This is a genomic window from Methylobacterium sp. 2A (assembly GCF_009806555.1).
In the GTDB taxonomy this organism is placed as follows: Bacteria; Pseudomonadota; Alphaproteobacteria; order Rhizobiales; family Beijerinckiaceae; genus Methylobacterium.
The window spans coordinates 55,802-80,259 of record NZ_VUOK01000064.1; the positions used below are offsets into that span (position 1 = coordinate 55,802).

Genomic DNA, 24,458 nt, shown 5'->3' on the forward strand with positions numbered 1-24,458 from the left:
TTAAGCCCTTGAACACACAGCCTTTTGCGCCTGCCGGACCGCAAGCGTGTCTGTAACAGAGCGTAAGAATCCGTGATTTGGCTGCCCTGTGCGGTGCAGCTATAGAAGCACCGAGACCGACGAGACATGCATCGGGATACAACCTGATCGCGTGAGCAGGGGCATCAAGCAGCGGACGGATCAGTCAGTCTTCTCCCGTTCCCGGTCGGAATGGCGGAACCTGATCGCGGCCGGGGGCTAAGGAATGCGAACGCTGAAACAGACGACCCTCAAAGGGCCGGCGACTCTTTCGGGCATCGGGGTCCATTCCGGGAACCCCGCCGAAATCACGCTCCGGCCCGCACCCGCCAATCACGGCATCGCCTTCCTCCGCACCGGTACGCCCCACGGCAACGATCGCCTGATCAAGGCGCATCACGCCCTCGTCTCCGCCACCGAGCTCTGCACCGTCCTGGGCGACGTCGAGACCGGCGCGGTGGCCACCGTCGAGCATCTGATGTCCGCCCTGTTCGGCCTGGGCGTCGACAACGCGCTGATCGAGATCGACGGGCCCGAGATGCCGATCCTCGACGGCTCCGCGCTGCCTTTCGTCAAGGCGATCGATCAAGTCGGGATCGCCACCTGCGGCACGCCCCGCCGCTGGCTCAAGGTGCTGCGCCACGTCCGCATCGAGGCCGGCCGGTCCTTCGCGGAACTCCGTCCGATCGACCGGGGCTTCCGCCTCGATGTCGAGATCGATTTCGAGAGCCCGGTGATCGGCCGCTCGCGCAAGGCGATGGACCTGTCGCCCGCCTCCTACCGCCGCGAAATCGCCGGTGCCCGCACCTTCGGGATGATGCGGGACGTGGAGCGCTACTGGAAAGCGGGCTTTGCCCTCGGCGCCTCCCTGGAGAACACCGTGGCGGTCGGCGAGACCGCCGTGGTCAACCCCGAAGGCTTACGCTTCCCGGACGAGTTCGTCCGGCACAAGATTCTCGACGCGGTCGGCGACCTCGCCCTGGCCGGCCTGCCGATCCAGGGCGCCTACCGCTCCTATTGCGGCGGCCACCGGATGAATGTCGGCGTGCTCTCCACCCTCCTGGCCGACCGGGCGAATTACGCCATCGTCGAGGCGCAGGGTCCGCGCCGCGAGACCGCGCTCTCCGAGCTCGGCGTCGGTCTGGGTATCGCCGCCTTCGCGAGCGACCTCTGACCCTCAACCTGTGACCCGCGGGACACAGTCGGCGAACGATCCGGCCCGCCTCAGCCTTGCCGCTTTCGTGCCCGAATCGAACGGCACGGTTTAACGGTCCGTGAACGGCGGGCACGGCCCAGCGGGTCGGATCCACGCACGCGATGGCATGACGGCGCGGGATGGCGCCGCTTCCGGGAAAGAGCGCCAGATGCCTGTCACCTTTCGTCACCGCCGGGCGGCGGCCTTCGCGGCCCCCCTCGTGGCCGTCCTCGGCCTGGGCCTCGGCGGCTGCGACTTCGACCCGACGAATCTCTTCGCCGAGAAGTACAAGCCCGAGGTCGTCCCGGACGTCCCGGCCGACAAGCTCTACAGCGACGGCTTGGCCAAGCTCGAGGACAGCGATTACGAGGGCGCGGTCAAGAAGTTCGACAGCCTCGACAAGCAGTACCAGTATTCCGAATGGTCCCGGAAGGCGCTGCTGATGACGGCCTACGCCAATTACGAGGGCCAGAAATACGACGACGCGATCAGCGCCTCGAAGCGCTACCTGCAGCGGCACCCGGCCAGCAAGGATGCGGCCTACGCGCAGTACCTGATGGCGATGTCGAACTACAAGCAGATCCCGGACGTGACCCGCGATCAGGAGCGGTCCGAGAAGGCGCTCGCCGCCCTGCAGGAGCTGGTCCAGAAGTATCCGACCTCGGAATACGCCGCCGACGCGAAGGCGAAGATCCAGATCACCCGCGACCAGCTCGCCGGCAAGGAGATGGAGATCGGCCGCTTCTACCTGGAGCGGCGCAACTTCCCGGCGGCGATCAACCGGTTCCGCGACGTGGTCTCCAAGTACCAGACCACCCGCCACGCCGAGGAGGCGCTGGAGCGCCTGACCGAGGCCTATTGGGCGCTCGGCATCACCCAGGAGGCGCAGAACGCCGCCGCGGTGCTCGGCCACAACTTCCCGGAGAGCCCCTGGTACAAGGACGCGCACGCACTGCTCGCCCAGAACGGTCTGGAGCCCCGCGAGGAGAAGACCTCGTTCCTGTCGAAGATCTACCGCACGGTCACGGGCAAGACCGCCTCGGCCGAGTGAGGGCGCGTCTCATCCGCGAGTCCGGGTTTCCAAAGGGCTGAAGCCCTTTGGCGGGTTCTCAGGGCGGAGCCTTGAGATCGACCAGGGCTCTGTCCTGGACCCGCGAAAAGTCTCGACCTTTCGAAACCATGACGCGATAGGTTCAGACCGCCACGGACACATCAAGGCCCGGAGCATCCGCTCCGGGCCTTTCCCGTTGTGCGGCGCATTTTTGGGGTGAATCGGCGCCGCGACGGCCTTATGTCTGCGGTCCCCTCCTGAGGAATGCCCCCGCCGCATGCTGGCGCAGCTCGCGATCCGCGACATCGTTCTGATCGACCGCCTCGAACTGAATTTCCGCTCAGGACTCAGCGTCCTGACCGGGGAGACCGGCGCGGGCAAATCGATCCTGCTCGACGCCTTCGCCCTGGCGCTGGGCGGGCGCGGCGACGGCCGCCTCGTCCGGCACGGGGAGGCGCAGGGCGTCGTCACCGCCGTGTTCGATCTGCCCCTCGACCATCCGGCCCGCCGGATCGCCGCCGAGGCCGAGATCGACACGGAGGGCGACCTGATCCTGCGCCGGACCCAGATGGCGGACGGCCGGACCCGCGCCTTCGTCAACGACCAGCCGGTGGGCGTTCAGGTGCTGCGGGCGATCGGCGCGGCCCTGGTGGAGATCCACGGACAGCACGACGACCGGGCGCTCGCCGATCCGGCCTCACACCGGGCCATCCTCGACGCATTCGGCGGCCTGCAGGGTCATCTCACCAAGGTCGCCGCGGCCTCCCGGGCGGTCCGCACCGCCCGCTCCGACCTCGCCGAGCACCGCGCCCGCGTGGAGGCGGCCCGCAAGGAGGCGGACTTCCTGCGCCACGCCGTGGAGGAGCTCGCCGCACTCGCGCCGCAGCCCGGCGAGGAGGCCCAGCTCGCCGAGCGCCGCAGCATCATGCAGCAATCCGAGAAGGTGGCCCGGGAGCTCAACGAGGCGCTGGACGCGGTGGGCGGCCCCCATTCCGGGGTGCCCCATCTCTCCGCCGCCCTGCGCAAGCTGGAGCGCCGGGCCGCGCAGCTCCCGGCCCTGGTCGCCCCCTGCGTCAACGCCCTCGACGCCGCGATGGTCGCGCTCGACGAGGCGCGCGCCGTCCTCGACGCAGCGGTGGCCGAGACCGAATTCGATCCCCGCGACCTGGAACGGGTCGAGGAGCGCCTGTTCGCCCTGCGGGCGGCCGCGCGGAAATACGACGTCCCGGCCGACGAACTCGCGGCTCTCGCCGAGCGCTACGCCGGCGACGTGGCGGCGATCGATGCCGGCGAAGCGGCCCTGGCGGGGCTGGAACGGACGCTCGCCGAGGCGGAGGCCGCCTACGCCGATGCGGCCGAGAAGCTCAGCGCCGGCCGCCGGCGCGCGGCCAAGCAGCTCGACGCCGCCGTGAAGGCCGAGTTGCCCCCCCTGAAGCTGGAGCGCGCCCGGTTCATCACCGAGATCGTCACCGATCCCGAGTCGCGCGATCCGGCCGGTACCGACCGGGTCGAGTTCTGGGCGCAGACCAATCCCGGGACCAAGCCCGGGCCGATGATGAAGGTCGCCTCGGGCGGCGAGTTGTCGCGGTTCATGCTCGCCCTGAAGGTGGTGCTGGCCGACAAGGGTTCGGCCCCGACGCTGATCTTCGACGAGATCGATACCGGCGTCGGCGGCGCCGTGGCCGATGCCATCGGCCTGCGCCTCGCCCGGCTCGCCGCGACGGTGCAGGTGGTCGCCGTGACCCACGCACCGCAGGTGGCGGCGCGCGCCGAGACGCATTTCCTGATCGCCAAGGCGCCCGTGAAGGGCGCGGGACGCGTCGCCACCCGCGTCGCAAGCCTGCCGGTGGCGGAGCGTCGCGAGGAGATCGCCCGGATGCTCGCGGGCGCGACGGTGACCGACGAAGCCCGGGCCGCCGCGGCACGGCTCCTCCAGGGGGCCGATGGTTGAGCGGCGGGTAAGCTTAACCGTAAGTTGACGGTAACGTTTCGTTAACCATTCGCGACGACATTATCCACGTCCCGGCACCGCAGCGGGTTTTGGGCGGTCGAAGGGCGGGAGGGGGAGATGAAGCCGTCAGTCGTCGATTCCGGGGCGCTTCTGGACGCGGAACAGCCGCAGAAGCGCGCGATCGATACGCGCCAGCTCGGCCTGACGCTCCGCACCGTCTACGAAGGCAGCGTGGACACGCAGCCGATCACCGATACGCATGTCGAACTGCTCCTGCGCCTGCGTCAGAAGGAGCGGGAGCTTCGCCGGGCGAGCTAGACCGATCCGGCGGTGCCCACGCCTTACCAGCGGCGCGCCCCCGGCCTCCGGCGATACTCGGCTGCCCGAATCAGGGTGAGCACCCGGTCGAGGTTGATCAGAAGATCAGCCTCCTCGCGCCGCGCCGCCGCTGCCGCATCCGGATCGCTGCTGAATTTCTGGCGCGCCTGTGCGAGGGCCAGGGCGCGCTCCAGGGCTTCCCGCTCGGCATGCAGGGCAAGCCAAGCTGGGTCGGTCTCCGTCGCTGAATCGGCGCCTTCGCGCTCCACGATACTGACTTCCTTGCCCTGCCGCTGCCGATAGGAACGCGCGAGACCCGCAAACCGTGCCGCATGACCTGCGGCGCGATGTCATGCCGGTGTCATCTACCTGTCGTAACCGCGCACCCATCGGGCGGCCGGCATCGGGTCTTCATACAGACCGGCCGCAAGGCTCTGCCGCGGGCATGAGCATGCCGGCGGAGTGGTGCCGGCTTTTGCCCGACGGCAACGGAGATTCCATGAGACCCTTCGCTTACGCGCTCGCCGTCGGCCTCGCCACGGTACAGCTGGCGTCTGCGGCCCTGGCCGCCGACATCACCGGGGCAGGGGCCACGTTCCCCTTCCCGGTCTACTCCAAGTGGGCCGAGGCCTACAGGAAGGAATCCGGCTCGGGTCTGAACTATCAGTCGATCGGATCCGGCGGCGGGATCAAGCAGATCCAGGCCAAGACAGTCGATTTCGGCGCCACCGACGCGCCGCTGAAGGGCGAGCAGCTCGCCAAGGACAGCCTCGTCCAGTTCCCGACCGTCATGGGCGGCGTGGTGCCCGTGGTGAATATCGCCGGGGTCGAGCCAGGCAAGCTCAAGCTCACCGGTGACGTGCTGGCCGATATCTACGCGGGCAAGATCGCGAAGTGGACCGATCCGCGGATCGCGAAGCTCAATGACGGGCTGAAGCTGCCCGACACCAATATCACCCCGGTCTACCGGTCCGACGCCTCGGGCACGACCAACATCTTCACGACCTACCTGTCCCAGGTGTCGGATACGTGGAAGAAGGAATACGGCGCGGCGACCACGATCTCCTGGCCGGTCGGTCAGGGCGGCAAGGGCAACGAGGGCGTGACCGCCACCGTGAAGCAGGTGCCGAACTCCATCGGCTACGTCGAATCGGCCTACGCCAAGCAGAACAAGCTCGCCTACGCCCTGCTGCAGAACAAGGCCGGCAAGTTCCCGCAGCCGGACGACAAGGCGTTCCAGGCGGCCGCGGCCAGCGCCGACTGGAAGTCGGCTCCGGGCTTCGGCATTTCGCTGACCAATCAGGCGGGCGATGATGCGTGGCCGATCACGGCGGCGACCTTCATCCTGGTCCACAAGGATCCGGCCGATGCCGCCAAGGCGGCAGATGTGCTCAAGTTCTTCGACTGGGCCTACAAGAACGGCGACAAGCTCGCCTCCGATCTCGACTATGTTCCGCTGCCCGACAACGTCGTGGGGCTGATCCACGAGGAGTGGAAGAACGTGAAGGGCAAGGACGGAAAGCCGGTCTTCAACATGTAGGCAAGTTCGGGGGGGAGGTTTCGGCCTCCTCCCTCGCTTCCGGGATCGCGCCGCGCTACCCACGTCATCTTTCGCAGAGAACCGCGGATGTCCGCTTTGACTGAAACGATTGCCCTCGGCCGAACCCATACTGCCGTCACGCGGAAGGGGCCGAGCCGGAATCTGGACGCCCTGTTCCGCGGCTGCGCCTACGGCGCCGCGCTCCTGGTTCTGACCGCCCTCGTCGGCATCATCGGCTCCATCGTCTATGGCGGCCTGCCCGCCTTCCGGGAGTTCGGCTTCGGCTTCCTGACGTCCAGCGCCTGGAACGTCGGCACCGAGCAGTACGGCGCCCTCGTGGCCGTGATCGGAACGCTGACCTCCGCGCTGCTGGCCCTCGTCATCGGCGTCCCGATCTCGCTCGGCATCGCCATCTATCTGACGCAGCTCTGCCCGGGCTGGGCGCGCAAGCCGGTGGCGATGACGATCGAACTCCTCGCCGCGGTGCCGAGCATCATCTACGGCATGTGGGGACTGTTCATCTTCGCCCCGCTCTTCGCCCGCTTCATCGAGATCCCGATCTCGAACGTCGTCGAAGGGCTGCCGATCGTCGGCACCGTGCTGTATGCCCGCATTCCGTCGGGTGTCGGCGTGCTCACCGCCGGCATCATCCTGGCGATCATGATCGTGCCCTTCGTCGCCTCGATCGCCCGCGACATGCTCGATCAGATCCCGACGATCCTGCGCGAGAGCGCCTACGGGGTCGGCTGCACCACCTGGGAGGTGACGCGCTTCGTCCTGATCCGGCACGCCTCGGTGTCGATCATCGGCGCGATCATGCTCGGCCTCGGCCGGGCGCTGGGCGAGACGATGGCGGTGACCTTCGTGGTCGGCAACGCCAATCGCCTCTCGGCCTCGATCTTCGATCCCGGCTCGACCATCGCGTCCCGGATCGCCAACGAGTTCAACGAGGCGGACGGCATGCAGCTCAACGCCCTGATGGCGCTCGGCTGCATCCTGTTCGTGATCACCTTCATCGTTCTGATCGCCGCGCGCATCCTGACGTCACGCGTACGGGTTGGTTGAGGAGCCCCATGGACGCGACCAACACACTCGCCGCGCTGCCGCTCGCGCGGAGCCGGGTCCGCCCCGGCCGCCGCCGGGCGGACGCCGTACTGCGCGGCTTCTGCGCCTTCGCCACGCTGATCGGCGTCATCGTGCTCGGCTCGATCCTGCTGATGCTGATCGTCGAGGGTGTGCGCGGCTTCACCCCGACCCTGCTGACGCAACCGACCCCGGGGCCGGGCAGCGAGGGCGGCGGCATCGCCAACGCGGTCCTGGGCAGCCTGATCCTGACCCTGATCGGCATCGTGATCGCGACGCCGGTCGGCGTGATGGCCGGGACCTTCCTGGCGGAGTACGGCCGGACCTCGAAGCTCGCCGTCGTGATCCGCTTCCTCAACGACATCCTCCTCTCGGCGCCGTCGATCCTGATCGGCCTGTTCGTCTACACGCTGATGGTGCGGCCGATGGGCAGCTACTCGGGCTGGGCCGGCGGTGTCGCGCTCGCCATCATCGCCACGCCGGTGATCGTGCGGACCACTGAGGATATGCTGAGCCTCGTGCCGGGCACCCTGCGCGAGGCCGGTGCGGCCCTCGGCGCTCCGCCTTCCGTCGTGATCATGAAGGTGAGCTGGCGCGCGGCCTCGGCCGGTATCGTCACCGGCATCATCCTGGCGCTGGCCCGGATCGCCGGCGAGACCGCGCCGCTCCTGTTCACCGCCCTCAACAACAACAGCTGGTTCAACGCCGACCTCATGGGCGGCATTCCGAACCTACCGGTGATGATCTACCAGTTCGCGCTCTCGCCCTATCCCAACTGGCAGCAGCTGGCCTGGGCCGGAGCACTCCTGATCACCGTGACCATCCTCGCCCTCTCGGTTGTCGCCCGCGTGGTGATCAAGCCGCAGCGGGCCCGCTGAAGCGCGCCCGAAGGATTAGCCCGATGAGCAATGCCGCAGCGACCGTCGCCGCCGAGCCCTTGATCCACCCCGCCGTCAAAGCCAGCGCCGACACCAAGGCGCCGGTGCGGATCGCCGTGAAGGAGCTGAATTTCTACTATGGCCAGTTTCACGGTCTGAAGAACATCAACCTCAACTTCCATGATCGGCAGGTGACCGCCCTGATCGGACCGTCGGGCTGCGGGAAGTCGACGCTGCTGCGCACCTTCAACCGGATCTACAGCCTCTATCCCGAGCAGCGCGCCGAGGGTCAGATCCTGCTGGACGGCGTCAACATCCTCGACCCGAAGATCGATCTCAACGATCTCCGCGCCCGGGTCGGCATGGTGTTCCAGAAGCCGACACCCTTCCCGATGTCGATCTACGACAACGTCGCCTTCGGCATCCGGCTCTACGAGAAGCTGCCGAAGTCGGAGCTGGACGACCGGGTCGAGTCGTCGCTGCGCAAGGCGGCCCTCTGGGACGAGGTGAAGGACAAGCTCAAGCAATCCGGCATGGGCCTGTCGGGCGGCCAGCAGCAGCGCCTGTGCATCGCCCGCACCGTGGCGCAGCGCCCGGATGTGATCCTGTTCGACGAGCCGACCTCGGCGCTGGACCCGATCTCGACGGGCCGCATCGAGGAGCTGATCGAGCAGCTGCGCGACGAGTTCACCATCGCGATCGTCACGCACAACATGCAACAGGCGGCCCGCATCTCGCAGTTCACCGCCTTCATGTATCTCGGCGAGCTGATCGAATTCTCGCAGACCGAAAGGATGTTCATGAATCCGACGGAGCGGCGGACGCAGGATTATATCACCGGCCGCTTCGGCTAAGCTGTTTCAAAGACCGGCTTACGCGCCGTCGCGACCCGGATGGCGCGGCGGCCGGGCGGGATCGCCGCAACCGCGTGGGATCGCACGTCACGGCCCCCATCGAAGGATCCACCCCATGCCCGGCCATATCGTTACCTCCTACGACACCGATCTCGAAAATCTCCGCCGCTCGATCTCGGAGATGGGCGGCGTTGCGGAGAAGATGACCGCGGAGGCGACCGACGCCCTGGTGCGCCGCGACGATGGACTCGCCCAGTCGGTGATTCTCGCCGACAAGCGCCTCGACGCCCTCCAGCGGGACATCGAGGAGCGCTCCGTCCTGCTGATCGCCCGGCGCCAGCCCCTGGCGATCGATCTGCGCGAGACCATTTCGGCGATCCGCGTCTCGGGCGATCTGGAGCGGATCGGCGATCTCGCCAAGAACGTGGCCAAACGCGTGGTCGCGATCTCCGACCAGGCCCCGGCCCAGAAGATCGTGCTGGGCGTGCGTCACATGAGCGACCTCGCTGAGGGCCAGCTCAAGGACGTGCTCGACGCCTACGCGAGTCGCGACATCCAGGCCGCCCACGACGTGTGGGAGCGCGACGGCGAGATCGACGCACTGTACAATTCCCTGTTCCGCGAACTCCTGACCTACATGATGGAGGATCCGCGTAACATCTCGTTCTGCACGCATCTTCTGTTCTGCGCCAAGAACGTCGAGCGCATTGGCGACCACACGACCAACATCGCCGAGACGATCCATTATCTCGAGACGGGCGAGACGCTCGCGGGCGACCGACCCAAGAACGATGCATCGAATTATGCGACGGTGGATGGGGGACAGGCTCCCTAGAGCATCGTCCCGGAAGGCGGCGCCGAGTCCCGGATCCCGGTGCGAAGCGCCCAGCGTACATCTTGAGATAGAACTAGGCCTCCGGCACCATCGGTGGGTCTGCCGCGAGAACGGGTCATCGAACGTGAGCATGCAAGTCCTGATCGTCGAGGACGAGGAGGCGCTGACCACGCTGCTGCGCTACAATCTGGAGGCCGAGGGCTTCCTGGTGGATTCGGCGGCCCGAGGCGACGATGCGGAATTGCTCCTGGCCGAGCGGATGCCCGATCTGGTCCTGCTCGACTGGATGCTGCCGGGCCTGTCCGGAATCGAGCTCTGCCGCCGCATTCGGGCTCGGCGCGAGACGGAGCGGCTGCCGGTGATCATGCTCACCGCCCGGGGCGAGGAGGGCGACCGGGTCCGCGGCCTTGGCACGGGGGCGGACGACTACATCGTCAAGCCGTTCTCGGTTCCGGAACTGCTGGCCCGGATCCGCGCATTGCTGCGCCGGGCCAAGCCCGCCCATGTCTCGGACCGTCTGGCCGCGGGCGACCTCGAGCTCGACCGCACCGGCCATCGGGTGCGCCGCGCCGGGGAGGAGCTGCATCTCGGTCCGACCGAGTTCCGGCTGCTCGAATTCCTGATGCTCGCCCCCGGCCGGGTTTTCTCGCGCGAACAACTCCTCGACGGCGTGTGGGGCCACGACGTCTACATCGACGAGCGCACCGTCGACGTGCATGTCGGTCGGCTGCGCAAGGCGCTGAACGGGCCGCGCCAGCCCGATCCGATCCGCACCGTCCGTGGCTCCGGCTACGCTTTCGACGAGACGTTCTCGCTCGAAGCTTGAGGCGCGAAGTCCGGGTTCCAAAAGGTCGAGACCCAGCCCTTTAAGGTGTTTGGGCTAGGTGCAGGGATCACACCCATGGCCCTTGTAACCAATTGATGGAGCCGGCGTATTTCCCCTCCCCCTTGCGGGGAGGGGCCAGGGGTGGGGGTGGCGCAGACGGCACCGCAGCGCTCAATCCTGAGCCACCCCCACCTCCAACTCCTCCCCGCAAGGGGGAGGAGAGCGCGTCCTGTCCGTGTCCCACAGGGCCGAAAACACCTTAAAAGGGCTGGGTCGAGACCTTTTGCGGGTCCAGGGCAGAGCCCTGGTCGAGGCTCCGTCGAAGGACTGAAGAGCCCTTCGGAAACCCGGATCAGCGCGTCAGCGCGGCGCTCCGGTCGGCAGCCGTCACCGAAGCGAGCGCGTGGAGCACCGTCCCCTCGGTGAGGATCTGCGGCAGAACCTGGGGTTCCCCCGAACCGGCATAGAGCAGGTAGAGCGGCACGCCGCTCCGTCCGTGCTTCTCCAGAAGGCGGGTGATCTCGGGATTCTGGTTGGTCCAGTCGCCCTTCAGGTACGTCACGCCGCGCTCGGCCATCGCGGCGCGCACGGCCTTGGTGGAGAGGGATGTCGTCTCGTTCACCGCGCAGGTGATGCACCACGCGGCGGTCAGGTTGACGAAGGCGGGTTTGTGTCCGCTCACCAGCGCGTCGAGGCGCGCCTGCGTGAACGGTTCGACATCGCCGACAGCGGCCTGCGCGGAGGGCGCAACGCGATCCTGCGGGAGCGTGAGCGTGAGAGCCGCGACGGCAATCAGCGCCAGCGCGGCACAGACCTGCGCAATCCGCGCCACGCCGGATGCAGTGCTGCGCCCGCGCTCCCAAGCCCAGGCGGCGAAGCCCACCAGCACGAGGCCGATCAGCACCGCCAGCAGGCCTCGCGGATCGACCTGCTGCGCCAGAACCCAGACCAGCCAAGCCACCGTGGCGTAGACCGGAAAGGCGAGCACCTGCTTGAGTGTTTCCATCCAGGGGCCTGGCCGCGGCAGCACCCGCAGGGCTCGGGGCCAGAGTGTCAGGGCCAGGAAGGGCAGGGCGAGGCCGAGTCCGAGGCTCGCGAAGACCGCGAGCGCCACCCCGGCGCTCTGAGTCAAAGCGAACCCGACCGCCGAGCCCATGAACGGCGCCGTGCAGGGCGTCGCCACCAGCGTAGCCAGCACGCCGGTGAAGAACGATCCGGCCAATCCCCCCCGCCGGGCGAGGCTGTCGCCGACGCCCGCGAGCCGTCCCCCGACCTCGACCACGCCGGACAGGCTCAGGCCCATCGCGAACAGCAGATAAGCGAGCCCCGCCACGACCAGGGGCGATTGCAGCTGAAACCCCCAGCCGATCGCCGCGCCGCCGCCTTTCAGGGCGATGAGTGCCGCAGCCAATCCCAGGAAGCTCGTCAGAACCCCGGCCGTATAGGTCAGGCCGTGCAGGCGCAGGCGGGCCGGCCCCTCGCCGGCATGCCGCACGAGACTCAGCACCTTGATCGAGAGCACCGGGAAGACGCAGGGCATCAGATTGAGGATCAGGCCGCCGAGGACAGCGAAGGCGGCCGCGGTGACGAGCGTCAGCGCGTCGAGATCCGACGCGGCATTCCGTGTCGTTGCCGCCTCGACGGGCGCCGGCGGCGGCGCGGTCGCGGCGGGAAGCACAGGCTCGTCGCCATACGCGAAGGCGAGGCGGCGGGTGCCCGACTCGGTCACCTCGTCGAGGGTCAGCACGCCGGGAAGGGTTGCGGGGGCCGCTTCGGTCGGGCTGCTCCGGGCGAGGGTCAGATGCAGGCCGGCCCCATCGACGGACATCACCTGGGCGGCGGCGTTGTCGATCGCGGTCTCGGCATAGGGGAAGTAGGCGGCGTTCCGGATGGTGTCGGGTTTGAGGCCGGTCGCCGCGAAATCGAGCTTTAGGGTATCGCCCTGGCTCGACAGCTTCAGCGGCCACAGCGCGGGAGCCGGCAGGGCGGTCCGGGCGCGGGCGAACAGAGGCGCGTTGTCGGGATCGGGGCGCGGCTCACCCACCGGCAGGGTGAGGGCGAGATCGGCGGAGCCCGGCACGCACTCGGTCTCGCAGACGAGGTAGGTCAGCTTGGCCTGGATCTCTACCGGGCTGGCCGGATCGAGGCTCGGCGGCGGCGTCACGGGGACGAGGAGGGTGACCTCCCCCTCGTAGCCGTAGTTCATGAGCGTCGCGATCGGGAGGCGCTCCGGCGCAGGCCACCGGATCGCGCCGGCATTGAATCCGGCCGGCAGGGTCCAGGTCACCTCGGGCGGCAGGCCCGAATCCCCCGGGTTGCGCCAGTAGACGTGCCAGCCGGGCTTCACCTGCATCCGCACGGCCAGGGTGAAGGGCTGCGCCCCCGCCACGGCGGCGGGCTCGGCCACGAGGCTCGAGCGCACGAGGTCTGGCGGCGTGCGCAGGCCCTGCGCCAGGGCCGCCGACAGGCTCGCGGTGAGGAACAGGAGCGGGAAGACGAGGCGGCGGATCATGCTGTCCCTTCGCGCGCCGGGCGGCTGCGGTTTCAGGCACGGCTTTCTCGTGCGCGGCGCGGGCTTTTTTTGCGTGACGATGCGCTTACCACGATGGGCTTCGCCGGTCGCGCGCCGCGGCCTCAACCCGCCAGCGGCGCCGTGGCGCGCGTCAGCCAGTCCCGCACCTCGGCATCCAAGTCCGGCGACAGAAGCTCCCGGACCCGGGCATGATAGGCGTCGATCCAGGCCCGCTCGCCCGGTTCGAGCAGATCCGCGCAGATCAGCCGCCGATCGTAGGGGGCGAGCGTCAGCGTCTCGAAGCCGAGCATCGGGCGCTCGCCCTCCGGAATGGCGCGGTGCTCGACCAGAACGAGATTCTCGATCCGGATGCCGTAGGCGCCGGCCGCGTAATAGCCCGGCTCGTTCGACAGGATCATGCCGGGCTCCAGCGCCACCGTGCCGGTCTTGGCGATCCGCTGCGGCCCCTCATGCACCGACAGGAAGGCGCCGACGCCGTGACCGGTGCCGTGATCGAAATCGAGCCCCGCCTGCCAGAGCGGCGCCCGGGCGAAGGCGTCGATCTGAGCGCCGGTCGTTCCCTTCGGAAACACGGCCCGGGCGATGGCGATGTGGCCCTTGAGCACCCGGGTGAACCGGTCGCGCATCGCCGCGCTCGGCTCGCCCACCGCGACGGTGCGGGTGATGTCGGTTGTGCCGTCCGGGTATTGCGCGCCGGAATCGATCAGGAACAACTCACCCGGTCGCACCGTCCGATCGCTGGCCCGGGTCACCCGGTAATGGACGATCGCCCCGTGCGGGCCGGACCCCGAAATCGTCGGGAAGGACACGTCGCGCAGGTCGCCACCCGCGGCGCGAAAATCCTCCAAGGCCTCGACCGCGGCGATTTCGGTGAGGCCACCCTCCGCGGCCGCCGCGTCCAGCCATGCCAGGAAGCGCACGACGCTCGCCCCGTCGCGGCGGTGGGCGGCGCGCGCGCCAGCGATCTCGGCGGCATTCTTGACCGCCTTCATCCCGGTGATCGGATCCTTGCCGACATCGACGGTGCCGCCGGCCGCCTCGATCCGCTCCTTCAGGGCGACGGCGCCCGTCGCCGCATCGAGCCGGACCCGGGCGCCGCCGAGCGAGGCCAGCCCATCCTCCAGCTCTGCCCGGGGCAGAGTCTCGGCGACGGGCGCGAGGGCGGCGCGCAGGTCCGCATCGATTGCCGGCGAGACCAGGAAGAGGCGCGCCAGCCCCTCGCGCGGCAGGAGGGCGTATCCAAGGGCGAGCGGGGTATGCCCGACATCGGCGCCCCGCAGGTTGAACGCCCAAGCGAGGTTGTGAGGGTCGGAGATCACCAGGGCGTCGCAGCCGGCCTCCGCCAAGCTGTCCCGCACCCGGGCGAGCTTGTCCGCGACCGTCTCCCCCGCCACTGCATCAGAATGGCGATGGACCCGGCCGCGGGGCGGCTTCGGCCGGCCGGCCCAGACCGCGTCTACGAGGTTCGGCACGGCGCGCAGCGTGCCGCCCGCCTTCGCCGCCGCCCTTTCCAAACGCGCGAGCCCATCCGGTGTATGCAGCCAAGGGTCGTAGCCGAGCACCTGATCGCGCTTGAGATTGACGCCGATCCAGGCCTCCGGCGTCGATTCGGCGAGCGGCACGACCGTGAGAATGCCGGTATCGACCTGCTCCGGAGCCTGAAGGGTGTAGCGGCCATCCACCACCAGGGCGGCCGAATCGGCCAGGATCACCGCCGTCCCGGCCGAACCGGTGAAGCCCGTGAGCCAAGCGAGCCGCTCCGCGTCGGCAGGCACGTATTCAGACTGGTGCTCGTCGGCCCGCGGCACGACGAAACCGTCGACATTCGTCTCGCGCAGGGCCGCCCGCAGGGCCTCGATCCGCTCGGGTCCCTTGCGATGGCCCGGATCGTCGAAGGTCTGAAAGCGCTGGCGCGGTCGGGACGGAGGCGGCTCGATCATGGCGGGAGGGTAGAGCGGCCGCCGTCGGGGTGGCAACCGGTCCGTTCGTGGGGCGCGCCGGTGAGCGGCTGACAGCTGGGGTCAATCCGCCGGACAAGCCACAGAGGCCACCCCGCAATCGCGCTAGATCATGACCCTTTTACCCTTAAAAAATCGCGAGCAATCTTATCACGTCGTCGATTTTGGCCTATCTCGGGCCGATGGCACGCCGTGTTTTCTACCGGATCAACGACAGACCGGATGGCTGCTTCGACGCCGTCGTGACGGTCGAACCCGATACTGTCGTGCGACGCGATGGTTTTGCATCCCTCGCGGAGCTCGAAGAGTGGATCGAGGGGCTGCGCGTTCTCATGGCGGCCTTGGGCGCACCGGTGGCGCAGGCAGAAGCACCCGTGGCGCCGGATCAGACCGAAATCGCGCCCGATCGATTGAGCCCGCCAAGGACGTTACGCGCAGCTCGCTGAGCGCTGCAGCGCCAATCGGAGATCAGCCGGCTGCGAGCGACGGGTCATGGGCGGGCGCGGCCGGCACGCCGTCGTAGCCTTCCAGCCAAGCGATTCGGTCCGCGGAATCCGCTGGATACGGGCATGCGTCCTTGGGACGGCCCTGGGCCCGGGCGCGGGCGCCCTCCGCAATCGGGTCTGACGGCACAGCGTGGAGCGGCGTCTGGCTCATGCATGGACAACCCGGCCGCGCGCACGCAGTTCAGCGCAGAGATCGTCGCAACGGTCGTTCGGCCGCGCCGCCACGCATCAGCACGAGAGCGACCCAGCCTTCGATCAAACCGCGGCGCACGAGGGCGAAGCCCTGGTGGCGATAGGCGGAAAGTACGCCCGGAACGTCGCGCTCGATCAGGCCCGATAGAACCAGCACGCCGCCGGGCGCGACCACCCGCGACAGCGAGGGCGCGAGAAGCCGCAGCGGCCGCGCCAGGATGTTGGCGAAGACCAGATCGAAATGCCGCGTCCGGGCCGCGCGGCCGTGGCGCACCCCGGGGCCGTGATAGAGTTTCAGATAGGGGCCGAGGCCGTTGGCCCGGGCATTCTCTTTGGCCGTGCGCACCGCCTCCGCGTCGAGGTCGCCGGCCACCACCGGCCGGCGCAACGCCTTGGCGGTGGCGAAGGCCAGGATCCCGGTGCCCGTTCCGACATCCAGGACATGGGTCGGACGCCGTCGCTTGAGCACCTGAACCAGCGCCCGCAGACAGCCCAGCGTCGTCCCATGGTGGCCCGTGCCGAAGGCGAGCGCCGCCTCGATCTCGATCGGCAGATCGTTGGCCCGCACCGCGTCCCGGTCGTGCGAGCCATGCACCAGGAAGCGCCCGGCGCGGACGGGCTTCAGCCCCTCCAGCGAAGCGCGGACCCAATCCTGCTGGGCGATCGTCCGGAACTCGGCCGTATCGGCCGCGTCGCCGATCACGGGCCGTATCAGCGCACGGACGTAATCCTCGTCGGGCGCATCCGCGAAATAGGCCTCGAGCCGCCACGTGCGTCCGTCCGCGTCCTCGAAGGCCGCAACGGCGGTCTCGGTCGGATCGAACATCTCGCCCAGCAGATCGGTCATGGCCCGCGCCGAGCGTTCGTCGGTCAGAAGGCGCAGAACGTGAGACGGGCGATGGGGCGGCAGACCTTCCAGCATGGAACCGGGCTGTAACGCCCACGCGCGCGACATCACAGGGGGCATCGGGATGCGAAGGCGGAAAAAACTGACCTCGCGACGCGAGCCGACGCGCCATCACCCAGGGGCGCAGCATCGCTTGTTGCCCGGGAGACACAAGCGCAAATACTTATTTTACAATTATCGCAAGTTGCTTCTTCGGATCAATCTACGTGTTTAGACAGTCTCGGATGACCCAAGCTGAAACCCTCAAATCGGGCGCGCCACGCCTTCGTGAGTCGGTCGGTGCGCCAGTTTTGACAGGCACACCCATTCGATGACGGCCCCCCTCTTCATCAGTGTCGCACTCGCATGTGCCACGTCGTGCGCGGCATGGCTGTGGGGACTTCTGGTGGCGGGCAGCATGACCGAGCTCCCGGAGGCCGGGTCTCGGGAGCGGCGCGACATCCAGACATGGTGATGTCGCCGCATTGCGATTCTGGGGCGCGCCCGCTCAAGAACACGGCATCGTGCGCGGAGGTTAACCACAGGCTCCGGCAGAGTGGCTGGAACCCACTGCGCGGAGCGGCGTTCTTGGCCGGCTTTCGACGTGATTCGTGATTAAGCAGGGTGCGTACCGCGTGACCAAGTCCAGGCGTTCCGGTCCCCGAGGGCCGGTGGTCGTCAACGAGACATCGGCCCCCGCACGGCCGCGTGAGCGGCTCTTCGGCGGTCCGACCCCTGACGGGCCGCTCCCGGGGCATCTCCTCGTCCTCCTCAGCCGCCTGCATCGCGCGGAAAACGCGCCGAAGACGCCCCGCGACCCGACGCGCACTTGACGCAGCCCAAGCGGTCGCGCGCCACGGCGCGGCGAACCTTGGCCGGAGGTCGGAGGCACCTTATGCTCCCCGTCATACCCAGCCGGACGTAACGGACGGCGACGGAGGACTTCTTCTGCCATGCGCCTGACCCGACGCAGCTTGGTCATACTCGCCTGCAGCGCGCTCGCGCTCTGTCCCCTGGCCCGACCAGCGCGGGCGGGGGATGCCGTGGTGGTGTTCGCCGCAGCCAGCCTCAAGAACGCCCTGGACGACGCGACGGCGGCCTGGACGAAGGCGACGGGCAAGACCGCGCGGATCTCCTATGCGGGCTCGAACACGCTCGCCAAGCAGATCGAGGCCGGTGCGCCCGCCGACCTGTTCATCTCGGCGGATCAGGCCTGGATGGATGATGTCGAACGGGCTGGCCTGGTGAAGCCGGGCTCGCGAATCGATCTGCTGCGCAACGCGCTCGTTCTGATCGCACCGGGGCCGAAGAGCCCGGGATCCGATCCGCAGATCGCCCTGGCGCCGGATCTCGGCACGACGCTGACGAAGATGCTCGGCGGCGGCAAGCTCGCCATGGCGACGATCGATGCCGTTCCGGCCGGCAAATACGGCAAGGCCGCCCTCGAGAAGCTCGGCGCCTGGGAGGCCGTGAAAGGCCAGGTGGCCCAGGCCGACAATGTGCGCGCGGCCCTGCTGCTCGTCGCTCGTGGCGAGGCGCCGCTCGGCATCGTCTACGCCACCGACGCGGCGGCCGATCCGAGCGTCCACGTGCTGGCGACATTTCCGGCCGACAGCCACCCGCCGATCATCTATCCGGCAGCGGTCACCAAGGAGTCGGGCAATGCGGATACCGCTGACCTGCTCGGCTACCTGCGCGGCCCGGCGGCGCGGGACGCCTTCGCGCGCCAGGGCTTCACGGTGATCGACGCGCCCGCCGCCGGCCGTTAGCGGCTCGACCACGGCGATGCTGGACCTTACTCCGGCGGAATGGACCGCCGTCGCCTTAAGCCTCAAGGTGGCTACGGTCGCGACGCTCGCCAGCTTCGGCCCCGGCCTCGCGACCGCGTGGATCCTGGCCCGGCGCCGGTTTCCCGGACGCGCGCTCCTCGACGGGTTGGTCCACCTGCCGCTGATCCTGCCGCCTGTGGTGACCGGCTATCTGCTGCTCCTGGCCCTCGGCCGGCGGGGCCCGCTCGGGAGCCTGCTGGCCGAGGCGGGAATCGTCCTGGCCTTCCGCTGGACCGGGGCGGCGCTCGCCTGCGCGGTGATGGGCTTTCCCCTGATGGTGCGCGCCATGCGCCTGTCGATCGAGGCGGTGGATCGCCGGCTGGAGCAGGCGGCCGGGACGCTGGGCGCGAGCCCGCTGGCGGTGTTCCTCACCGTCACGCTGCCCCTGAGCCTGCCGGGCTGCATCGCGGGCGCCGTGCTGGCCTTCGCGAAGGCGATGGGCGAGTTCGGTGCCACCATCACCTTCGTGTCGAACATCCCGGGCGAGACCCAGACACTACCCTCGGCGATCTACACGCTGACTCAAGTTCCCGGTGGAGAGGCACCAGCCCTGCGCCTCACCCTGGTTTCGATCGCGATCTCGGTGACGGCGCTGCTCGCCTCCGAGTTCCTGGCCAACCGGCTCGGGCGAAGGCTCGGCGCGGGGTGAATGATCATCCCGGTCCCGTCCCATCCCCGGTCAGCGACCCGACGGGTCTCACGCGGTCGGCGACCGGCCGGTTCCGGCATACGCGTAGGGCCCCCCGACATCCAACGCGCGCCGATAGGCGGGGCGCGCGTGAATCCGCTCGAGCCATGCGCGGACCCGCGGCCCCGTGCCGGTGCCGCGCACGGCGAAGGCCTCCAGCGGGAAGCTCATCATGATGTCGGCGGCGGTGAAATCCGCGCCGCAGAGATAGGGCCTGTCGGCCAGTTCCGTCTCCCAGAAGGCCGCATGCCGACGCAGATCCGGATCGACGAAGCCCCGCAGCACGGTATCGGCAATCCGGCGGACCAGGGGACGCACGAGCCACGGACTGCCCGGCGCCAGGCGGGAGAAGACGAGCTTGAGCAGGAGCGGCGGCATCGCCGATCCCTCGGCGTAGTGCAACCAATAGATGTAGCGCGCGTGAGCCTCCGTCCCCGGCGCCGGTACCAGGGCGCCGCCGGCCTTGCCGGTCAGATAGGTGACGATCGCGCCGGTCTCCGCGACCACGATCCCGTCGTCGGTGATCACGGGCGACTTGCCGAGCGGATGGACGGCGACGAGGTCGGGAGGCGCCCGCATCGTCCGGGGATCGCGTTCGTAGCGCCTGACCGTGTAGGCCAGCCCGAGCTCCTCCAGCAGCCAGAGCACGCGCTGCGAGCGGCTGTTCTCAAGATGGTGGACCGTGATCATCGCGGCTGCGCCCCCTCCGGCGCAGGAACGCGCCGCACCCTCTGGTATCCGAGTCACCCCGCGTGAGCATCCAACTCGACGTCACCCTCCGTCGCAGCGCCTTCACCCTCGAGGCAGCCTTCGAGGCCGGGCCCGGGCTTACCGCCCTGTTCGGGCGCTCGGGCTCGGGCAAGACGACGCTGATCGACCTGATCGCCGGGCTTGCCCGGCCGGACCGGGGCCGGATCGTGGTCGATGGCGTCGCGCTGGTCGATACCGAAGCCGGCCTCTTCCTCCCGCCCCACCGGCGGCGGATCGGCGTGGTGTTCCAGGACGCGCGGCTGTTCCCGCATCTCAGCGTACGGACCAACCTCGGCTATGGCCGCGTCTTCGCCCGGCAGCGCTCCGATCCCGCGCAGGTCGATGCGGTGGTCGAGATGCTCGGCATCGGCCACCTGCTCGATCGCCGACCCAGCGGTCTCTCCGGGGGCGAGCGCCAGCGGATCGCCATCGGGCGCGCACTCCTGGCACGGCCGCGCCTCCTGCTGATGGACGAGCCCCTTTCGGCACTGGACGAGGCCCGCAAGGCCGAGATCCTTCCTTACATCGAGCGCCTGCGCGATGAGGCCGGCGTGCCGATCGTCTATGTCAGCCACGCGGTCGCGGAGGTCGCGCGGCTGGCCACCACGGTGATCGTGCTGGAGACCGGGCGGGTGGCCGCCGCGGGTCCCGCCGAGGCGATCCTGCGCCGGGCCGATCTCGCGCCGGTCCACGACGCCGAGGCCGGCGCGTTGCTGGACATGGTCGTAGAGGCAATCGATCCGGAAAGCGGCCTGACGCACCTCACCGGCGCCGCGGGGCGCCTGCTGGTGCCGGGGCTGGCGCGCCCGGTTGGAACGCGTCTGCGCGTGCGGATCCCCGCCCGCGACGTGCTGGTGGCAACCATGCGCCCGCAGGGCCTGAGCGCGCGCAACGTGCTCTCCGGCCGGATCTGCGGACTGGCCCCGTCGGGCACCGAGATGGCCGTGGAGATCGATTGCAACGGCGCGCATCTCGTGGCGCGCGTGACCTTGGCCGCGGTGCATGACCTCGGGCTCACGATCGGCCAATCCGTTCACGCCATCGTCAAGAGCGTCGCCTTCGACCCGGCCGGGATCGGTCAGTTGCCTACCGCTATGGCGATCTGAGCCGTCATGGGGCCGAGGCGCGACCACTCTGCCGGAAGCCGGAGCCGGCACGAGGCTCAGGCGCGCAGTCCGGCCTCACCGCGTGTTCGAAAGCCCGTGACCAGCATTCGCGGCGAGGCGCGCACGTCCGGAGACGCGCCCGCGAGACCGAGCGGGCGGGACGGTCTACCCGATCTGCGTCAGCAGCGTGAACGCGCCGAAGAGCAGAACGGCGCAGACAGCCACGGCCAGCAGAATGAGCGCGGCGCGCGATTCCCGTACTTCCGGCGACATGGGCCTGCCCGATCTGACTGCCGCGTGGCTCGCGATCCCGCGAGACTCGCACCGATGCCGCCGCCTGTCGACGTGCATCAGGGCCGCGCAGCCGACAGCGTGGCGGATCTGACGCCGCCTTTGGCCGAACCCGGCGCGCGCGACGGCGGATCGGCGTACAGAATGCCTCCGGATCATCACGGAGCGACCGATGCGGACCGATATCGCCTTTGTCTCGGAGGGCCGCACCCTGCGCGGCTGGCTGTACCGCCCTGAGGGAACCGCCAGCACGGCCCCGGCGATCGTGATGGCGCACGGCTTCTCGGCCGTGAAGGAGCAGTATCTCGACCGCTACGCCGAAATCTTCCAGGCCGCGGGCTTCGGCGTGCTGGTCTACGATCACGCCAATCTCGGCGCCAGCGACGGGTTGCCCCGGCAGGAGATCGATCCGGTGCTCCAGAAGCGGGGCTACCGGGACGCGATCAGCTTCGCGCAGACCGTGGCGTGGATCGACCCGGCCCGGATCGGGATCTGGGGCACCAGCTACAGCGGCGGCCACGTGATCGAGGTCGCGGCCATCGACCGGCGGGTCCGCTGCGTCGTCGCACAGGTCCCGCAGATCAGCGGTTCGGCCTCGGCGCAGCGCCGCACCCGGACCGATCTCGTGCCGGCTCAGCTGCGCCGCTTCGAGGCGGACCGCGCCGCCCGGTTCCGGGGCGAGGAGCCCGCCCTTCTGCCGGCGGTCTCGGCCGATCCGCAGCAGCCCTGCGCCATGCCGGGGGCGGACAGCTACGCCTTCTTCACAGAAACCGAGGCGTTCGCCCCCGCATGGCGCAATGCCGTGACCCTGCGCAGTGCCGAGATGTCGCGCGAGAACGAGCCGGGCATCCACATCGCCCGGATCAGCCCCACCCCGCTCCTGATGATCGTCGCCGAGGACGACCTGCTGACCGCCACCGATCTGTGCCTGGAGGCATATCAGCGGGCGCTGCCGCCCAAGCACCTCGTGATGGTGCCGGGCGGGCATTTCGATCCCTATGTCCGGCATTTCGAACGGACCAGCACGGCGGCGCGCGACTGGTTCGCGGCCCATCTCGGCGATGCAGCCCGCACCTGACCGGCCCCCCGACATCGTCTGCGCGCGCCGGGACTACCCGGATGGCTTCGTCGTCGGTCCGCACTGCCATGCGCAGGCGCAGCTGATCTACGCCACGGCCGGCGTGATGGAGATCCGCGCGGCGGGAGGCCTGTGGCTGGTTCCACCGCAGCGCGCGCTCTGGGTGGATGCCGGTGTGGCCCACGCGCTCCGCGCCCGCGGGACGGTCTCGCTGCGGACCCTCTACCTTGACCGCGATGCCGTGCCGCCCGGCCTGCCGGAGGAACCCGCGAGCCTCGTGGTCTCCCCGCTGCTGCGCGCCCTGATCCTGCGCGCCGTCGAATCCGCCGGCGCGCCCGATCCCGACGGCCGGCACGGCCGGCTTCTCGGCGTGTTGATCGACGAGATCGCGATCCTGCGACGCTGCCCGCTTCAGCTCGCGCTTCCAACCGAGCCGCGGCTGCGCCGGGCCTGCGAAGCCATCCTGGCGGACCCCGGCGGACGGCTCGACATGGCGGCCCTCGCCGCCCGGGCCGGCACCTCCGAACGGACGCTCGCCCGCTTGGCCGAGCGGGACTTGGGGCTGCCCTTCTCACTCTGGCGGCAGCAGGCGCGGATCCTGGCAGCCCCGCCCATCCTGGCCGGCGGCGGCTCGGTCACCGAGGCGGCCCTGAGCCTCGGCTACGCGAGTCCCAGCGCCTTCGCGGGCATGTTCCGCAGGCTCGTCGGTGCGCCCCCATCGGCCTTTCAGGCGGCACGCTTACCGTCCCGACCGTCCGCAGGAAGCGTTTGACAGGCGCCCGGCACGTCGATCAATTTGTACCGATCGGTACAAACCCCGGAGCGTCGGATCGTGTCGGATCGCCCACCCTTTCCTCCCTTCACCGCCGAGACCGCCGCCCAGAAGGCCCGCATGGCCGAGGATGCCTGGAACGGGCGCGATCCCGAGCGCGTCTCGCTCGCCTACACGCCGGACAGCGTCTGGCGGAACCGCAGCGAGTTCCTGACGGGGCGCGAGGCCATCGTGGCCTTCCTCCGGCGCAAATGGGCGCAGGAACTCGATTACCGGCTGATCAAGGAGGTCTGGACCTTCGGCGGCGACCGGATCGCGGTGCGCTTCGCCTATGAGTGGCACGATGCGGAGGGGCAGTGGTACCGCTCCTATGGCAACGAGAACTGGGAATTCGATGCGCACGGGCTGATGCGCCGCCGGATCGCCAGCATCAACGATCTGGCGATCGCCGAATCCGACCGGAAATTCCACTGGCCGCTGGGCCGCCGGCCCGACGAGCACCCCGGCCTCACCGATCTCGGCCTCTGACCACGGTGACCGGCCGGGCCGAGACGCTACAGAGGCTCGCCGAGGTGTTTCGCGCGCACGGCTACGAGGGCGCCAGCCTCGCGCTGATCAGCCGGGCGACCGGCCTGGGCAAGGGCAGCCTGTACAACCTCTTCCCCGGCGGGAAGGCCGAGATGGCCGCCCTGGTGCTGGCCGAGATCGACGGATGGTTCGAGGCCAACCTCTACGCGCCGCTCCGCGAGGCGAAACAACCCGCGGAGGCGGTATCGGCCATGTTCGACGCGGTCGAGGCGTATTTCCGGTCCGGCCGCCGAGTCTGTCTCGTGGGAGTCGTGGCACTCGGCCCTGAGCGCGACCGCTTCGGCGCGGCGGTGCGGAGCTACTTCGCGCGCTGGATCGCGGCCCTGGCCGGTGCTCTTGAGCGATCGGGCCGGAATACGGCGGTGAGCAATGCTCTGGCGGAGGAGATCGTTGTCCAGGTCCAGGGGGCCATCGTGCTGGCCCGGGCGCTGGACGATCCGGCGGTCTTCTCGCGGGCGATGACGGCGCTTCGTGTTAAGGCTGCTGCTTAACGCCACCCGTCATGCTGCTGCGCACCACGGCCGCGGGATCAAGTGCCGGTCCCCTTTCCATTCGGGCTCGCGCATCCACACGACGGCCGCCGCGCCGACGATCGATGCGGAGATCCCCTCTCCCCGCGTGCTGGGAGAGGGCCGCGTCTCCCCCTCGTCGGGGAGCGCAGCGAGGCGGCAGCCGGAGGTGAGGGGGCGATTCCGGATGAGCCTCTTCCGGCACCTCCCCCTCACCGCCGCT

At 69.2% G+C, this 24,458-nt stretch carries 24 protein-coding genes; 18 read left to right on the forward strand and 6 right to left on the reverse strand.

Translation table 11 applies throughout. The features are described from left to right. Nucleotides 1-244 precede the first annotated feature (244 nt). The 4 genes from lpxC (at nucleotide 245) to FVE89_RS29885 (ending at nucleotide 4,533) form a co-directional block, all read left to right on the forward strand. Nucleotides 245-1,192, forward strand: a complete 948-nt coding sequence (gene lpxC / locus FVE89_RS29870) for a UDP-3-O-acyl-N-acetylglucosamine deacetylase (RefSeq protein ID WP_161393781.1) — start codon at nucleotides 245-247, stop codon at nucleotides 1,190-1,192. 190 nt (nucleotides 1,193-1,382) lie between these two features. Then, complete coding sequence (locus FVE89_RS29875) at nucleotides 1,383-2,264, forward strand: outer membrane protein assembly factor BamD (RefSeq protein WP_161393782.1); 882 nt, start codon at nucleotides 1,383-1,385, stop codon at nucleotides 2,262-2,264. 277 nt (nucleotides 2,265-2,541) lie between these two features. Beyond that, a complete protein-coding gene (gene recN, locus FVE89_RS29880; RefSeq protein ID WP_161393783.1) occupies nucleotides 2,542-4,215 on the forward strand; it encodes a DNA repair protein RecN in 1,674 nt (557 codons plus the stop codon). A 117-nt stretch (nucleotides 4,216-4,332) separates the two neighbouring features. Then, the gene (locus FVE89_RS29885) at nucleotides 4,333-4,533 is read left to right on the forward strand and encodes a hypothetical protein (RefSeq protein WP_161393784.1); all 201 of its coding nucleotides are present in this window, start codon (nucleotides 4,333-4,335) and stop codon (nucleotides 4,531-4,533) included. A 23-nt stretch (nucleotides 4,534-4,556) separates the two neighbouring features. Here the strand turns inward: FVE89_RS29885 and FVE89_RS29890 are convergent, their stop codons facing one another. Next, the gene (locus FVE89_RS29890; RefSeq protein WP_161393785.1) at nucleotides 4,557-4,802 is read right to left on the reverse strand and encodes a hypothetical protein; all 246 of its coding nucleotides are present in this window, start codon (nucleotides 4,800-4,802) and stop codon (nucleotides 4,557-4,559) included. Nucleotides 4,803-5,032: 230 nt separating this feature from the next. Between FVE89_RS29890 and pstS the strand changes: the two genes are divergently transcribed. The 6 genes from pstS to phoB all read left to right on the forward strand — a co-directional run bounded on the left by pstS (nucleotide 5,033) and on the right by phoB (nucleotide 10,549). Further along, entirely contained in the window at nucleotides 5,033-6,073 is a 1,041-nt protein-coding gene (gene pstS / locus FVE89_RS29895; protein ID WP_161393786.1) for a phosphate ABC transporter substrate-binding protein PstS, read from the forward strand. An 87-nt stretch (nucleotides 6,074-6,160) separates the two neighbouring features. Beyond that, the gene (gene pstC, locus FVE89_RS29900) at nucleotides 6,161-7,138 is read left to right on the forward strand and encodes a phosphate ABC transporter permease subunit PstC (RefSeq protein WP_161393787.1); all 978 of its coding nucleotides are present in this window, start codon (nucleotides 6,161-6,163) and stop codon (nucleotides 7,136-7,138) included. A gap of 8 nt (nucleotides 7,139-7,146) precedes the next feature. Further along, complete coding sequence (pstA, locus tag FVE89_RS29905) at nucleotides 7,147-8,034, forward strand: phosphate ABC transporter permease PstA (RefSeq protein ID WP_161393788.1); 888 nt, start codon at nucleotides 7,147-7,149, stop codon at nucleotides 8,032-8,034. Nucleotides 8,035-8,057: 23 nt separating this feature from the next. Further along, nucleotides 8,058-8,888 (forward strand): phosphate ABC transporter ATP-binding protein PstB, encoded by an 831-nt coding sequence (gene pstB / locus FVE89_RS29910; RefSeq protein WP_161393789.1) that lies wholly within the window; start codon nucleotides 8,058-8,060, stop codon nucleotides 8,886-8,888. Between the two features lie 115 nt (nucleotides 8,889-9,003). Beyond that, nucleotides 9,004-9,723 carry a phosphate signaling complex protein PhoU gene (gene phoU / locus FVE89_RS29915; protein ID WP_161393790.1) on the forward strand — a complete coding sequence of 240 codons (720 nt, stop codon included), beginning with the start codon at nucleotides 9,004-9,006 and terminating at the stop codon, nucleotides 9,721-9,723. A gap of 130 nt (nucleotides 9,724-9,853) precedes the next feature. Beyond that, complete coding sequence (gene phoB / locus FVE89_RS29920) at nucleotides 9,854-10,549, forward strand: phosphate regulon transcriptional regulator PhoB (RefSeq protein ID WP_161393791.1); 696 nt, start codon at nucleotides 9,854-9,856, stop codon at nucleotides 10,547-10,549. Between the two features lie 352 nt (nucleotides 10,550-10,901). Here phoB and FVE89_RS29925 read toward each other — a convergent pair whose 3' ends face one another. After that, nucleotides 10,902-13,061, reverse strand: a complete 2,160-nt coding sequence (locus FVE89_RS29925; protein WP_161393792.1) for a protein-disulfide reductase DsbD domain-containing protein — start codon at nucleotides 13,059-13,061, stop codon at nucleotides 10,902-10,904. A gap of 122 nt (nucleotides 13,062-13,183) precedes the next feature. Continuing rightward, entirely contained in the window at nucleotides 13,184-15,022 is a 1,839-nt protein-coding gene (locus tag FVE89_RS29930) for an aminopeptidase P family protein (RefSeq protein ID WP_161393793.1), read from the reverse strand. Between the two features lie 200 nt (nucleotides 15,023-15,222). Between FVE89_RS29930 and FVE89_RS29935 the strand changes: the two genes are divergently transcribed. Continuing rightward, nucleotides 15,223-15,486, forward strand: a complete 264-nt coding sequence (locus tag FVE89_RS29935; protein WP_161393794.1) for a hypothetical protein — start codon at nucleotides 15,223-15,225, stop codon at nucleotides 15,484-15,486. 22 nt (nucleotides 15,487-15,508) lie between these two features. Here FVE89_RS29935 and FVE89_RS31450 read toward each other — a convergent pair whose 3' ends face one another. Beyond that, the gene (locus FVE89_RS31450; RefSeq protein ID WP_246731243.1) at nucleotides 15,509-15,697 is read right to left on the reverse strand and encodes an Rmf/CrpP family protein; all 189 of its coding nucleotides are present in this window, start codon (nucleotides 15,695-15,697) and stop codon (nucleotides 15,509-15,511) included. A gap of 30 nt (nucleotides 15,698-15,727) precedes the next feature. Next, nucleotides 15,728-16,660: a 50S ribosomal protein L11 methyltransferase gene (locus FVE89_RS29940; RefSeq protein ID WP_161393795.1), complete on the reverse strand. Its 933-nt coding sequence runs from the start codon at nucleotides 16,658-16,660 to the stop codon at nucleotides 15,728-15,730. A 917-nt stretch (nucleotides 16,661-17,577) separates the two neighbouring features. Here FVE89_RS29940 and modA point away from each other — a divergent pair. Both modA and modB read left to right on the forward strand, forming a co-directional pair. Then, nucleotides 17,578-18,393 (forward strand): molybdate ABC transporter substrate-binding protein, encoded by an 816-nt coding sequence (modA, locus tag FVE89_RS29945; RefSeq protein WP_161393796.1) that lies wholly within the window; start codon nucleotides 17,578-17,580, stop codon nucleotides 18,391-18,393. Nucleotides 18,394-18,409: 16 nt separating this feature from the next. Continuing rightward, complete coding sequence (gene modB, locus FVE89_RS29950; RefSeq protein ID WP_161393797.1) at nucleotides 18,410-19,102, forward strand: molybdate ABC transporter permease subunit; 693 nt, start codon at nucleotides 18,410-18,412, stop codon at nucleotides 19,100-19,102. 48 nt (nucleotides 19,103-19,150) lie between these two features. On the opposite strand, the gene FVE89_RS29955 is transcribed toward modB, so the two are convergent. Next, on the reverse strand, nucleotides 19,151-19,831 hold the full coding sequence (locus FVE89_RS29955) for a glutathione S-transferase (RefSeq protein ID WP_161393798.1): 681 nt from the start codon (nucleotides 19,829-19,831) through the stop codon (nucleotides 19,151-19,153). 62 nt (nucleotides 19,832-19,893) lie between these two features. On the opposite strand from FVE89_RS29955, the gene modC reads away from it, so the two are divergent. The 5 genes from modC (at nucleotide 19,894) to FVE89_RS29980 (ending at nucleotide 24,217) form a co-directional block, all read left to right on the forward strand. Next, on the forward strand, nucleotides 19,894-20,997 hold the full coding sequence (gene modC / locus FVE89_RS29960; protein ID WP_161393799.1) for a molybdenum ABC transporter ATP-binding protein: 1,104 nt from the start codon (nucleotides 19,894-19,896) through the stop codon (nucleotides 20,995-20,997). A 463-nt stretch (nucleotides 20,998-21,460) separates the two neighbouring features. Continuing rightward, nucleotides 21,461-22,366 carry an alpha/beta hydrolase gene (locus FVE89_RS29965; RefSeq protein ID WP_161393800.1) on the forward strand — a complete coding sequence of 302 codons (906 nt, stop codon included), beginning with the start codon at nucleotides 21,461-21,463 and terminating at the stop codon, nucleotides 22,364-22,366. Next, a complete protein-coding gene (locus tag FVE89_RS29970) occupies nucleotides 22,350-23,138 on the forward strand; it encodes a helix-turn-helix transcriptional regulator (RefSeq protein ID WP_161393801.1) in 789 nt (262 codons plus the stop codon). Before FVE89_RS29965 ends, FVE89_RS29970 begins: the two co-directional genes overlap by 17 nt. A gap of 57 nt (nucleotides 23,139-23,195) precedes the next feature. Then, complete coding sequence (locus FVE89_RS29975) at nucleotides 23,196-23,666, forward strand: nuclear transport factor 2 family protein (RefSeq protein WP_342390055.1); 471 nt, start codon at nucleotides 23,196-23,198, stop codon at nucleotides 23,664-23,666. Between the two features lie 5 nt (nucleotides 23,667-23,671). Next, nucleotides 23,672-24,217, forward strand: coding sequence for a TetR/AcrR family transcriptional regulator (locus FVE89_RS29980; protein WP_161393803.1), 546 nt, complete (start codon nucleotides 23,672-23,674; stop codon nucleotides 24,215-24,217). Nucleotides 24,218-24,458 lie beyond the last annotated feature (241 nt).

Excerpts from the sequence above, each read along its gene's own strand:
- lpxC (WP_161393781.1), top strand. The coding sequence starts at position 245 with ATGCGAACGCTGAAACAGACGACCCTCAAAGGGCCGGCGACTCTTTCG.
- FVE89_RS29875 (WP_161393782.1), top strand. The coding sequence starts at position 1,383 with ATGCCTGTCACCTTTCGTCACCGCCGGGCGGCGGCCTTCGCGGCCCCC.
- recN (WP_161393783.1), top strand. The coding sequence starts at position 2,542 with ATGCTGGCGCAGCTCGCGATCCGCGACATCGTTCTGATCGACCGCCTC.
- FVE89_RS29885 (WP_161393784.1), top strand. The coding sequence starts at position 4,333 with ATGAAGCCGTCAGTCGTCGATTCCGGGGCGCTTCTGGACGCGGAACAG.
- pstS (WP_161393786.1), top strand. The coding sequence starts at position 5,033 with ATGAGACCCTTCGCTTACGCGCTCGCCGTCGGCCTCGCCACGGTACAG.
- pstC (WP_161393787.1), top strand. The coding sequence starts at position 6,161 with ATGTCCGCTTTGACTGAAACGATTGCCCTCGGCCGAACCCATACTGCC.
- pstA (WP_161393788.1), top strand. The coding sequence starts at position 7,147 with ATGGACGCGACCAACACACTCGCCGCGCTGCCGCTCGCGCGGAGCCGG.
- pstB (WP_161393789.1), top strand. The coding sequence starts at position 8,058 with ATGAGCAATGCCGCAGCGACCGTCGCCGCCGAGCCCTTGATCCACCCC.
- phoU (WP_161393790.1), top strand. The coding sequence starts at position 9,004 with ATGCCCGGCCATATCGTTACCTCCTACGACACCGATCTCGAAAATCTC.
- phoB (WP_161393791.1), top strand. The coding sequence starts at position 9,854 with ATGCAAGTCCTGATCGTCGAGGACGAGGAGGCGCTGACCACGCTGCTG.
- FVE89_RS29925 (WP_161393792.1), bottom strand. The coding sequence starts at position 13,061 with ATGATCCGCCGCCTCGTCTTCCCGCTCCTGTTCCTCACCGCGAGCCTG.
- FVE89_RS29930 (WP_161393793.1), bottom strand. The coding sequence starts at position 15,022 with ATGATCGAGCCGCCTCCGTCCCGACCGCGCCAGCGCTTTCAGACCTTC.
- FVE89_RS29935 (WP_161393794.1), top strand. The coding sequence starts at position 15,223 with ATGGCACGCCGTGTTTTCTACCGGATCAACGACAGACCGGATGGCTGC.
- FVE89_RS31450 (WP_246731243.1), bottom strand. The coding sequence starts at position 15,697 with ATGAGCCAGACGCCGCTCCACGCTGTGCCGTCAGACCCGATTGCGGAG.
- FVE89_RS29940 (WP_161393795.1), bottom strand. The coding sequence starts at position 16,660 with ATGCTGGAAGGTCTGCCGCCCCATCGCCCGTCTCACGTTCTGCGCCTT.
- modA (WP_161393796.1), top strand. The coding sequence starts at position 17,578 with ATGCGCCTGACCCGACGCAGCTTGGTCATACTCGCCTGCAGCGCGCTC.
- modB (WP_161393797.1), top strand. The coding sequence starts at position 18,410 with ATGCTGGACCTTACTCCGGCGGAATGGACCGCCGTCGCCTTAAGCCTC.
- FVE89_RS29955 (WP_161393798.1), bottom strand. The coding sequence starts at position 19,831 with ATGATCACGGTCCACCATCTTGAGAACAGCCGCTCGCAGCGCGTGCTC.
- FVE89_RS29965 (WP_161393800.1), top strand. The coding sequence starts at position 21,461 with ATGCGGACCGATATCGCCTTTGTCTCGGAGGGCCGCACCCTGCGCGGC.
- FVE89_RS29970 (WP_161393801.1), top strand. The coding sequence starts at position 22,350 with ATGCAGCCCGCACCTGACCGGCCCCCCGACATCGTCTGCGCGCGCCGG.